Genomic DNA, 11156 nt, shown 5'->3' with positions numbered 1-11156 from the left:
CGCTTCCTTCGTACTCACCCTCTCGGGCTTTCCTCCGGGCGCTTCCCTTCGGTGTTCTCAACTCTACCAGCGTTTCCCCGGTGCTCCGACCACCGTCCTGCGAGCATGCAGGAGGTGACCCGGAGATAGGATCTGATGAGTTGAGCGCTGTGAGGCAAGGACGCCTGGTTGCGTCGCTCAGCCCCTAGCGGGAGTACGACTGTACACGGGACCGCCGAGTGGGTGCAAATCGATGCGGGGTGTGGTCTAGACCACGAATCGGGATCACTCATACGGAACCGGTACTTCGTATGACATACGCTGCTGGCCAGCTCGCCGTCCGGGACAGGCGGTGACGGCCCTTGTAGATCCCCACTCCTGGGAGGCTTCCCATGACCACCGTGACGTCCCCGCTCGCAGGACGCGCCATCGGGCTGGCAGCGGTGCCGGACCCGGTCTTCTCCGGGGCCATGGTCGGCCCGGGTACGGCGATCGATCCCGTGCGAGAGCCGTCCGAGGCGGTTGCGCCCGTGGACGGAGTCGTCGTCTCCCTCCACCCGCACGCTTTCGTCGTCGTCGACGAGCAGGGTCACGGCGTGCTCACCCACCTCGGTATCGACACGGTGCAGCTCAACGGTGAAGGCTTCGAGCTGCTGGTGAGCAAGGGCGACACGGTCACGCGGGGACAGGGCGTCGTGCGCTGGCACCCGGCCGCCGTGGAGGCCGCCGGCAAGTCCCCGGTCTGCCCGGTCGTGGCGCTCGAGGCCACGGCCGACGCCCTCTCCGATCTCCGCGACAGCGGCGATGTGAAGGCCGGCGACAGCCTCTTCCTCTGGCAGTGACGTCGGTGCCGTCGTCAAGACGGCGAGTAGATGGACCACCGCGGCGGGACCCGCCGCACTATCGGAGACGGGTGAGATGGAGACAACGCTGCGAGGCGTCGGCGTCAGCCACGGTGTGGCGATCGGCGAGGTTCGGCACATGGGGACGGCGGTGCTGGAACCGCCTGCCAAGCAGATCCCGGCGCAGGAGGCGGAGCGTGAACAGGGTCGCGCCCGCAAGGCCGTGGAAGCCGTGGCGGCCGACCTGATCGCGCGCGGCAATCTGGCGGGTGGCGAGGCCCAGGCGGTGCTCGAGGCGCAGGCCATGATGGCCCAGGATCCCGAGCTGATGACGGACGTGGAGCGGCGCATCGCCGTCGGCAGTACGGCCGAGCGCGCGGTGTACGACGCGTTCGCCGCCTATCGCGAGCTGCTGGCCGCGGCCGGGGAGTACCTGGCCGGTCGCGTGGCCGACCTCGACGACGTACGGAACCGTATCGTCGCCCGTCTCCTGGGGGTGCCCATGCCGGGTGTCCCGGACAGCGACGAGCCGTACGTGCTTGTGGCGCGTGACCTCGCGCCTGCCGACACGGCGTTGCTGGACCCGGCTCTGGTTCTCGGCTTCGTCACCGAGGAGGGCGGTCCGACCAGCCACAGCGCGATCCTGGCGCGGGCGCTCGGTGTGCCGGCCGTCGTGGCGCTGCCGGGCGCCGGTGAGCTTGCCGAGGGAACGGTCATCGCCGTCGACGGCAGCACCGGAGAGATCTTCGTGAATCCGAGCGAGGAGAAGAAGGCGCAGCTCGAAGCCGCGGCGGCCGAGCGCAAGGCGGCGCTGGCCGCCTCGACCGGGCCGGGCGCCACCGCCGACGGGCACAAGGTGCCGCTGCTCGCGAACATCGGTGGTCCCGCGGATGTGGCAGCCGCGGTCGAGGCCGGGGCGGAGGGCGTCGGTCTCTTCCGTACCGAGTTCCTCTTCCTCGACGACAACAGGAACGCGCCGTCCGAGGAGAAGCAGGTCGCGGCCTACCGGCAGGTTCTCGAGGCGTTCCCGGAGGGCCGGGTGGTCGTGCGCGTGCTGGACGCGGGCGCGGACAAGCCGCTGGACTTCCTGACGCCGGCCGACGAGCCGAACCCGGCGCTGGGCGTGCGCGGTCTGCGGACGCTGCTGGACCACCCCGAGGTGCTGCGCACCCAGCTGACGGCGCTGGCGAGGGCCGCGGAGGGGCTGCCGGTCCACCTGGAGGTCATGGCTCCGATGGTGGCGGACCGCGCCGACGCCAAGGCCTTCGCGGAGGCGTGCCGGGCGGCGGGGCTGCGGGCGAAGTTCGGCGCCATGGTCGAGATCCCCTCGGCCGCGCTGCGGGCGCGCTCGATCCTGCAGGAGGTCGAGTTCCTGTCGCTGGGGACGAACGACCTCGCGCAGTACACCTTCGCCGCCGACCGTCAGGTGGGTGCGGTGTCCCGCCTGCAGGATCCGTGGCAGCCCGCGCTGCTCGACCTGGTGGCGCTGTCCGCCGAGGCGGCCAGGGCCGAGGGCAAGAGCTGCGGGGTCTGCGGTGAGGCCGCGTCGGACCCGTTGCTCGCGTGTGTGCTGACCGGGCTCGGGGTCACCTCCCTCTCCATGGGCGCGGCGTCGATCCCTTACGTCCGGGCGGCGCTGGCGAAGTACACGCTGGCGCAGTGCGAGCGGGCCGCTGCGGCCGCGCGGGCGGCGGACAGTGCCGAGGAGGCGCGCAACGCGGCCCGGGCGGTGCTGTCCGGGGAGTAGCTCCGGGGTGCCGCCGGACGGGCGCCTCCGTGCGGGAAGGGGCGCCCCACCCACGGGTGGGGCGCCCCTTCCCGCGTTCTTCCGCCGGGGTTCAGTGCCGGTGGCCCGACTGCGGATCCCCCTCTCCGAGGTCCGGTGGCTCGCAGTAGTCGACGTTCGACTCCGGGGAGATCAGGTCCCCGGACTCGACGTCGGTGCAGTAGGCGTCGAAGACCTCCCCGGCGGTGAGGGGTTCGAGGCCGTATCCGCGCAGGCGCCAGCCGTAGACCCGGTCGGGAAGGCCGGGGGCGGTGGTCCGCATGACGAGTCCGCCGGGGCTGTGCGCGGCGAGGCCGAGGGCGAGGACGGTGGTGAACTCCAGGGCCTCGGCCTCGTCCAGTTGCGTGGCGCCGTCGGGATCGTCGTCGGCGTGGAGGACGGCGACGAGGGCTTCCGGGGTTCCCGAGACGCTGCAGACCAGGTGCCGGTGGCCCGGCGGGGCGGTGTCGAGGATGCGGGCGAGGAGGTCGGAGGCCCGGGTGAAGGCGGCGTGGCCGATGTCCTCGCCGCAGGAGGCGCAGGGGCCGAGGCGAGCGAGGAGGGTGGCCGCGTATTCCCAGGTCGCGTGCCGGACGGCCTCGTCGATGAGGGTGGGGAGGAGATCGGCGAGGGGCCGGCCGTCGTAGGGAAGGGTGGCGCCCGTGGCGGCGAGTTCGGCCGTGAACCGGGCGCGGCTCGACGAGAGGTCGGGGTCGAGGCCGGTCTCCGCGCAGAACTCGGCGTACTCCTCCGGGTCGAAAAGGGCCACCGTGGTGTGGTCGCCCCGGGAGGCACGGGACCTGAGCAGGGCCTCGACCTGTTCGAGGTAGGTCGTGTGGTCGTCGAAGGCGAAGCTGCGGTAGCGCCGCATGGCGCGGAAGTCGTGCTCGTCGGTCAGCACGCCGATGGTGCCGGCGACTTCGCGGCGCAGGACGCGTCGCATGGTCTGGTGGTCGGTGTGCGCCATGTTTCCCCCTGTGCACGGTCGATCAATGCTCACTCACAGTAACCGGCGGCACTGACAACGGGGGTCGCGCGAGGCGATCACGTACCAGGCGGCCTTGAACGGCGCAGCTCAGGGCGGTGACGGTGGCGAAGGCGGGCCGGACGGCGGGACCGTCGGCGCGGTGGGTGCGTGTGCGGGAAGGGTCGGCAGGTACCGGGGCTCCGCCTGCGGTGGGCCGCGGCGGCCGGCGGTCCGACGGCGCTCGCTCGCCGGGGCGGGCGGCCGCTGCCGCCTCGGGCCGGCCGTCCGCTGCGAGGGGCGGTGCACGGCCCGCCGGCCGGCGCCGGCTCGCGTGCGGCGGTCGCCCGTGCCCGGCGGACGCGGCGGGGCCGGGACTCGGGGAGCGGGGCGGACGCGTGGGGGGTGGCCGGGGCTCGCGTCCGGCCGGACGGTGCTCGGACCCTGATCAGCGCCTGTGACGGCACCCCTGGGGTCCGGTGGCACCGCCCCGGGTCACCCGGTCGGCGGGGGCGACAGCCGTGCCGGGCCGGAGGCGGGCGGCGGGCCCCGGACCTCGCCGTCGTGTCCGGTGGGGTCCGGGGCCGGCCGGGTCCGGCGGCCGGCCTCCGGCTCAGCCGCGCCTGCGGGCCAGCTCCGCGTAGAAGCGCAGCAGGCCGAGGTCGTCGATGGAGCCCGGGTTGACCGCCTTCTCCACCGGGGTGCCCTGGAGGAGGCGTTTGACCGGGACCTCGATGCGCTTGCCGGTGAGGGTGTGCGGGACGCCCGGTACCTCGATGACCTCGTCGGGGACGTGGCGCGGGGAGAGCTGTTCGCGGATGGTCCGCTTGATGCGGTCCAGGAGGGCGTCGTCGAGGGTCGCTCCGGGGGCCAGGTGCACGAACAGGGGCATCCAGTAGCCGCCGTCCGGCTGCTCGACGCCGACGACGAGCGATTCCCTGATCTCGGGGAGGCGTTCGACGGCCTCGTAGATGTCGGCCGATCCCATGCGGACGCCCTGGCGGTTGAGCGTGGAGTCGGAGCGGCCGTGGACGACGACGGAGCCGCGGGAGGTGACGGTGATCCAGTCGCCGTGCCGCCACACGCCGGGGTAGGTGGCGAAGTAGCTGTCGCGGTAGCGGCTGCCGTCGGGGTCGTTCCAGAAGCGGATCGGCATCGACGGCATGGGGTTGGTGACGACGAGCTCGCCGACCTCGTCCACCAGCGGCCGGCCGCTCGGGTCCCAGGACTGCAGGTCGGTGCCCAGACAGGGCGCCTGGAGCTCGCCGGTGTACACGGGCAGGGTCGGCACGGCTCCCGCGAAGCAGGAGCACACGTCCGTGCCGCCGCTGACGGAGGCGATCCACCGGCTCGCCCCGCTCTTCGCGAACTCGTCGTGCAGCCAGCGGAAGCCGTCGGGCGGCAGGGGCGAGCCCGTGGTGGCGACGCACCGCACGGCGGAGAGGTCGTGGTCGCGGCCGGGGTGCACGCCCGCCTTGCGGCAGGCCATGACGTAGGCGGCCGAGGTGCCGAAGAAGGTGGCGCCGGTGCGTTCGGCGACGCGCCACTGGGCGCCCGTGTCCGGGTGGCCGGGGCTGCCGTCGTACAGGACGACCGTGGTGCCGGTGAGCAGGCCGGAGACGAGGAAGTTCCACATCATCCAGCCGGTCGACGTGTACCAGAAGAAGCGGTCCCCGGGGCCGAGGTCGCAGTGCAGGCCCAGTTGCTTGAGGTGCTCGACCAGGATGCCGCCCTGGGACTGCACGATGGCCTTGGGCAGGCCGGTCGTGCCGGAGGAGTACAGCACCCACAGGGGATGGTCGAAGGGCACCTGCTCGAAGACGGGATCGGTGTCCGAGGACGTCAGGGACGACCACTCCAGGGCGCCTTCGGGAGCCTCGGTGCCCAGGAGGGGGACGTGCACGACGGCGCGCAGGGTGGGCAGTGCGCGGCGCAGCTCGGCGACGGTCTCCCGGCGGTCGTGCTCCCTGCCGCCGTAGCGGTAGCCGTCGACGGTGACCAGGACGACCGGTTCCACCTGCTGGAAGCGGTCCAGGACGCTGCGGGCGCCGAAGTCGGGGGCGCAGGAGGTCCAGACGCCGCCGACGGCGGCCGTGGCGAGCAGGGCGACCACGGCCTCGGGGATGTTCGGCAGGTAGCCGCTGACGCGGTCCCCGGGGCGTACGCCGAGGGCGCGCAGCCCGGCGGCGAGGGAGCCGACCTGGCGGCGCAGCTCGGCCCAGGTGACGGGGCGCGGTTCGTGGGTCTCGTCGACGCACAGCAGGGCCGGTTCGTCCGCGCGGGTGGCGGCGGCGCGCAGGGCGTGCTCGGCGTAGTTCAGGGTGGCTCCGGGGAACCACTGGGCGCCGGGCATCGAGCGGTCGCCCAGCACGCGCGTGCCGGGGGTGGCGAACCGTACGTCGAACCATTCCGTGACGGCTTTCCAGAAGGTGTCCAGCCGGTCGACGGACCAGCGGTGCAGGGCCGCGTAGCCGCCTTCGGCGGGGGCCCCGTGGTGCTCGGCGGCCCAGGACTGGAACTTGGTGATCCGTGCCTGGGCGATACGCTGCGGATCTGGCTGCCACAGCGGCTGCGGGTTCACGGTCGGCATGGGGCGGCTCCCGGACTGTGCGCGTCGTGTGCGTCCTCCGCGCACGGGCTGGGGTGTGCGCGTGACGCGGCTGACACGGACGATGCCATGTGATCGACCCCCGCACCAGGGTTCGCCCCACATGGTCCGTGTCGTGAAGATGTGGTCCGGACATGGGTGAACGGGAGTTGAACGCCGCCCTCGTGCGGGGCGGTCGATGGCAGGCTGAGCAGCATGGACGGTCGTGACCTGGTGCGTTCGGTGAAAACGGTCGGTTCGGCGGGGGCGGCCCAGGGGTTGCGCACCGTACGGGCCGCGTGGCGCAGGAGGCGTGCCGACGCGGCGGGGCTGCCGCGTCGGGGCGCCGAGCGCGCGCGGGTGCCGGGGTCCATACGGGAGGTCGAGTCCGGGGTGGGCGGCGGCACCGTCCGGTTCGACCGTTCGGAGCTGCGGATCGTCGTCGCCGTGAACGGGGCGGTCTTCTGGGGCTGGGACGGGGCCGGCCCGGAGCCGTCGTACGCGCTGGCGGGCCGCTGTCCCGAGCCGGACCGCCGTGTGGTGCTGGAGCCGGACAAGAACGGCGGCTGGCGGGTCGTGGCCGAACGTGTGACGGTCGTCGTCTCGCGGGACGGCGGGATCGAGGTGCGCACGCCCGGCGGTGTGGTGCTGCGGCGGGACCGGCCGCCCCGGTGGTGGGAGCCGGTCGGCGGCGGTCCGGCGCGCTGGATGCAGCGGTCGGAGGTGGCCGCGGACGCGCGGTTCTTCGGGCTGGGCGGGCGCGCCTCGGGGCCCCGGCTGCGGGACGGCACCTACCGGCTGTGGAACACCGACCCGGGCCGCGCCTTCGGCCCCGGCGACGACCCGCTGCACCTCACGATGCCGGTGCAGCTGGTGGTGGCCGACGCGGGCACGCACCTGCTGTTCCACGACAACCCGTGGGACGGTGCGGTGACGCTGCGGGAGGGCGAGGAGGGCGCCGGTTCCGGGCACGACCGGCCCGGTACGAGCGTGCTGCGGATGGACGGCGGCCCGCTGCGCTGCTGGGTGATGGTGGGCACCCCCGCGCGCGTGCTGCGCACCTGGGCCTCGCTGACGGGGGCGCCCGCGCTGCCGCCGGCGTGGGCGCTCGGGCACCACCACGCGCGGTGGGGCTTCGGCAGCGAGGAGGAGCTGCGGCGGATCGTCGCCGGGTACCAGGAGCGCGACCTGCCGCTCGACGCCGTCCACCTGGACGTCGACCACTACGACGCCCACCGGGTGTTCACCGTGGACCAGGACCGGTTCCCCAAGCTGCCCGTGCTCGCCGAGGAGCTGCGGCGGGACGGGATCCGCCTGGTCTCGGTCGTCGGCCCGGCGGTCGGGGCCGCGCCCGGCGACGCCGTGTACGACAGCGGCAGCGCCGCGGACGCGTTCGTGCGGGACGCCGGGGGACGGGTCGTCCGGGGGGTCGTGCGGCCCGGGGAGGCGGTGTTCCCGGACTTCACGCACGCGGGCGTGCGCGAGTGGTGGGGCGGGCTGTACGCGGAGCGGCTCGCGCAGGGGTTCTCGGGGTTCTGGCACGACATGAACGAACCCACCTCCTTCGCCGCCTTCGGGGAGCCGACGCTCCCGCGGTCCGCCCGGCACGCCCTGGAGGGGCGGGGCGGCGACCACCGGGAGGCGCACAACGTGTACGCGCTGTGCATGGCCAGGGCGGGGTACGAGGGGCTGCGGAAGCTGGCCCCGCAGGAGCGGCCCTTCGTCTTCTCCCGCTCCGGGTGGGCCGGCCTGCAGCGCTACGGCGGGGCGTGGTCCGGTGGCGTGGCCACGGGCTGGCCCGGGCTGCGCGCGTCGCTGTCGCTGGTCCTGGGGCTGGGGCTGTGCGGCGTGCCGTACTCGGGACCGGACGTGGGCGGGTTCGACGGGAGCCCGTCGCCGGAGCTGTACCTGCGGTGGTTCCAGCTGGGGGCCTATCTGCCGCTGTTCCGCACGCACGCGGGCCCGCGGGCGGGCCGCAGGGAGCCCTGGGAGTTCGGGGAGGAGGTGCTGGAGCACGCGCGCGCGGCGCTCGTCGAGCGGCGGCGGCTGCTGCCGTACTTCGTCACGCTGGCGCATCTGGCCCGGCGCACGGGGGCTCCCTATGTGCGGCCCCTGTGGTGGGCGGCGCCCGAGGACCGGGCGCTGCGCGACTGCGAGGACGCCTTCCTGCTGGGCGACTGCCTGCTGGTGGCGCCGGTGCTCGATCCGGGCACGGACCGGCGTGCGGTGCGGCTGCCGCGGGGACGCTGGTACGACACGGCGACGGAGCGGGTGTACGAGGGGCCGGGGCAGGTGGTCGTCGACGCTCCCCCGGCGCGGATCCCGGTGTTCGCGCGCGCGGGGGCCGTCCTTCCCGTGCGCGGGCGGGACGGCGGGCTCGAACTGGAGGTGTGGGCGCCCTCTCCGGGGCGGACCGGCGGCGGGGTGGTGGTCCTCGACGCGGGTGACGGCTGGGGCAGGCCGCGGATCGAGCGCTACGTCACCCGCGGGCAGGGCCGGCGGGTGGTCGTCGAGCGGGAGGGCGAGGGCGGGAGCGAGCCGCCTCACCCGGTGCGCGTCCGCGGGCTCGGGGGGCGCTGAGCCCGTTCCCGGGCTCGCAGGCGGCCCCCGTGCGCGGGCCCGGCGGGCGCCGGGTCAGGTGTAGCGGCCCTCGAACCAGGCCCGCACGGCCAGGGTGTGCAGGGGGAAGGCGAGTTCCGCCGGCCGGCGCAGGAGGTGCCAGCCGTCCGTCTCGTCCGTGGCGGCGGACGGCGGCAGGGCCTCGGCCGGGCGTTCCGGCAGCAGCCCGAACAGCAGCAGGTGCCCGTCCGGCGAGCTCATCGCGTCGGCGAGCCGGACGTCGCGGCTCGCCGCGTCGATGCCCGTCTCCTCCTTCAGCTCGCGTACGACGGCCCGCCGCCAGTCCTCCCGGTCGTCCACGTAGCCGCCGGGCAGGGCCGTCCCCCCGCGTGCGGGGGCCACGGTGCGGGTGATGACGACCAGGGCGGTCCCCCCGGTGTCGTACACCGGCTGGAGGGCCACCGCGACCGGCAGCGGGTTGCGGTAGGCGACGGCGCCGCAGGCCGGGCAGGTGCGGGGCCAGCCGGAGACGCCCTCGCCGTAGGGCGCTCCGCAGCTGGAACAGTGCGAACCCGGCGCCGCGTCGGGGGCGGAGTGCTGAGTCTCGGACACGCGGCGGACTGTATCCGACCGCGGAAGCGGCGTGCGCGGCGGGCGGGTCAGCGGCCGCCGGCGAGGGACCCCGAGGACACCGGGAAGTCGAAGTAGGTGTCGGGGTAGGGCTCGGGCCGGTAGGTGTAGTGCCACCACTCCTCGGCCAGGTTCACGAAGCCGAGGTCCTCCAGGGTGTCCTTGAGCAGCAGCCGGTTGGCGCGCTGTTCGCCTTGGACGCGCGGGTCGAGGGTGTGCGACAGGGGGTCGAAGCAGTCGAAGCCCGTGCCCATGTCGACGGAGTTGTCGGGGAAGCGTTCCCCCTGGGCGGCGAAGCAGGGGACGAGGGGTTCGCCGGGGCGGTACGGCCGGGTCGGTTCCGCCGGGAGCCGCACGATCGTGAGGTCCACCGTCGAGCCGCGGCTGTGACCGGACTTCTCCGCGATGTAACCGTCCGCGAACAGCCGGGACTTGTCGACGTCCGGGTAGAACTCGGCCTTCATCGTCTGGTCGTCGAGGTCCCGTGCCCAGCGGACGAAGTGGTCGACGGCGCGCTGCGGCCGGTAGCAGTCGTACACCTTGAGCGTGTAGCCCCGGCGCAGGAGCCTGGTCTGGGCCCTGTGCAGCGCTTCGGCGGCCGGGCGGGTGAGGAGGCACAGGGGCTGCCGGTAGCCGTCGACGCGCTCGCCCACGAAGTTGTGCCGGGTGAAGTAGCGCATCTCCTGAAGGATCGTCGCGTCCACGCTCCTGAGGGCCACGAAGTCCTCCGGCGCCCCGGGGCCGGTCCTCGCGTGGGCGGGGGCGGTGGCTGCGGTCATGGCGAGCAGGGCGGCGAGCGCGGTGACCAGTCCGCGTACCGCGCGGGAGATTCGTGTCATGCTCAGTGCATCTATCAGGCGCGGGGTCCGCCCGGGAAGCGATCGCGCGCGGTCCGCGCCCCGCCGGGCGGGCCTCGTGCCGTCCGCCCGCCGTCGCCGTCGGCCTTCCCGGCGGGCCGGGCGTGCCGTCGACCCGGCGCGCGGTCCCCGGCCGCGGCCGGGGTGCGGGCCGGGGTGCGGGCCGGGGTGCGGGCCGGGCGCGTGCGTCAGGTGGCGACGGCCTGGCGGCGGTCGGCGGTGTACGCCATCGCGTGCTCCACGACGCCGATCAGGACCTCCTTGACGGACTCGCGGTCGCGCGCGTCGCACATCACCAGCGGGACGCCGGCATCGAGGTCGAGGGCCCGGCGTACGTCCTCCGCGGGGTAACGGGGGGCTCCGTCGAAGCAGTTGACGCCGACGAGGAAGGGTATGGAGCGCCGCTCGAAGTAGTCGATGGCGGCGAAACAGCCCTCCAGGCGCCGGGTGTCGGCGAGGACGACGGCACCGAGCGCTCCCGAGGAGAGCTCGTCCCACATGAACCAGAACCGCTCCTGGCCGGGCGTGCCGAAGAGGTACAGCACCAGGCCCTCGCGGATCGTGATGCGGCCGAAGTCCATGGCCACGGTGGTGGTGTGCTTGCCCTCCACGCCGCGGAGGTCGTCGACCGGGCGCCCGGCCTCCGTGAGGAGCTCCTCGGTGCGCAGCGGCCTGATCTCGCTGACCGCGCCGACGAGGGTGGTCTTGCCCACGCCGAAGCCGCCGGCCACCAGGATCTTGAGCGTGACGGGCTCGACCGGGGGCTTGCCGCGCTCAGAACGCCCGAAGATCATCGGTCTCTTCTCCTGCTCGATGGGGGTGGGACGACGGGGAACCGCAGCCTCCGCCGCCAGGGGTCTCGATGAGGGGCACGCCGCCGGGGCCGGCGCCCGCCGGGGCGCCGCCGTCCGGCTCCACGACCGCGCCGTCCGCGCGCTCCGCCCGGCCGGCGCCCGGCGCTCCGGGCGCGCGG

At 74.3% G+C, this 11156-nt stretch carries 8 protein-coding genes; 3 read left to right on the top strand and 5 right to left on the bottom strand.

Annotation, left to right across the window (positions count from 1 at the left end):
- Window positions 1-371 precede the first annotated feature (371 nt).
- The gene (locus tag ABD363_RS31825) at window positions 372-821 is read left to right on the top strand and encodes a PTS sugar transporter subunit IIA (RefSeq protein ID WP_344609915.1); all 450 of its coding nucleotides are present in this window, start codon (window positions 372-374) and stop codon (window positions 819-821) included.
- 76 nt (window positions 822-897) lie between these two features.
- Window positions 898-2568, top strand: coding sequence for a phosphoenolpyruvate--protein phosphotransferase (gene ptsP / locus ABD363_RS31820; RefSeq protein ID WP_344609913.1), 1671 nt, complete (start codon window positions 898-900; stop codon window positions 2566-2568).
- 91 nt (window positions 2569-2659) lie between these two features.
- On the opposite strand, the gene ABD363_RS31815 is transcribed toward ptsP, so the two are convergent.
- Window positions 2660-3553, bottom strand: a complete 894-nt coding sequence (locus tag ABD363_RS31815; RefSeq protein WP_344609911.1) for a hypothetical protein — start codon at window positions 3551-3553, stop codon at window positions 2660-2662.
- Between the two features lie 610 nt (window positions 3554-4163).
- Complete coding sequence (locus ABD363_RS31810) at window positions 4164-6140, bottom strand: acetoacetate--CoA ligase (protein WP_344609909.1); 1977 nt, start codon at window positions 6138-6140, stop codon at window positions 4164-4166.
- A gap of 213 nt (window positions 6141-6353) precedes the next feature.
- Between ABD363_RS31810 and ABD363_RS31805 the strand changes: the two genes are divergently transcribed.
- Window positions 6354-8717 (top strand): glycoside hydrolase family 31 protein, encoded by a 2364-nt coding sequence (locus ABD363_RS31805; protein WP_344609907.1) that lies wholly within the window; start codon window positions 6354-6356, stop codon window positions 8715-8717.
- 54 nt (window positions 8718-8771) lie between these two features.
- On the opposite strand, the gene ABD363_RS31800 is transcribed toward ABD363_RS31805, so the two are convergent.
- The 3 genes from ABD363_RS31800 to ABD363_RS31790 form a co-directional block, all read right to left on the bottom strand.
- Window positions 8772-9308: an NUDIX domain-containing protein gene (locus ABD363_RS31800; protein WP_344609905.1), complete on the bottom strand. Its 537-nt coding sequence runs from the start codon at window positions 9306-9308 to the stop codon at window positions 8772-8774.
- Between the two features lie 47 nt (window positions 9309-9355).
- Window positions 9356-10165: a M15 family metallopeptidase gene (locus tag ABD363_RS31795; protein ID WP_344609903.1), complete on the bottom strand. Its 810-nt coding sequence runs from the start codon at window positions 10163-10165 to the stop codon at window positions 9356-9358.
- A 206-nt stretch (window positions 10166-10371) separates the two neighbouring features.
- A complete protein-coding gene (locus ABD363_RS31790) occupies window positions 10372-10977 on the bottom strand; it encodes a GTP-binding protein (protein WP_344609901.1) in 606 nt (201 codons plus the stop codon).
- Between the last annotated feature and the right edge of the window lie 179 nt (window positions 10978-11156).

Source organism: Streptomyces glaucus, assembly GCF_039533365.1.
GTDB classification, from domain to species: Bacteria; Actinomycetota; Actinomycetes; order Streptomycetales; family Streptomycetaceae; genus Streptomyces; species Streptomyces glaucus.
Note: the sequence above shows the minus strand (reverse complement) of the source record. Positions and strands in the feature narration are given on the sequence as shown.

Bases quoted from the DNA above. Each gene is read 5' to 3' on its own strand.
- ABD363_RS31810 (WP_344609909.1), bottom strand. From the start codon at position 6,140: ATGCCGACCGTGAACCCGCAGCCGCTGTGGCAGCCAGATCCGCAGCGT.
- ptsP (WP_344609913.1), top strand. From the start codon at position 898: ATGGAGACAACGCTGCGAGGCGTCGGCGTCAGCCACGGTGTGGCGATC.
- ABD363_RS31815 (WP_344609911.1), bottom strand. From the start codon at position 3,553: ATGGCGCACACCGACCACCAGACCATGCGACGCGTCCTGCGCCGCGAA.
- ABD363_RS31795 (WP_344609903.1), bottom strand. From the start codon at position 10,165: ATGACACGAATCTCCCGCGCGGTACGCGGACTGGTCACCGCGCTCGCC.
- ABD363_RS31825 (WP_344609915.1), top strand. From the start codon at position 372: ATGACCACCGTGACGTCCCCGCTCGCAGGACGCGCCATCGGGCTGGCA.
- ABD363_RS31805 (WP_344609907.1), top strand. From the start codon at position 6,354: ATGGACGGTCGTGACCTGGTGCGTTCGGTGAAAACGGTCGGTTCGGCG.
- ABD363_RS31790 (WP_344609901.1), bottom strand. From the start codon at position 10,977: ATGATCTTCGGGCGTTCTGAGCGCGGCAAGCCCCCGGTCGAGCCCGTC.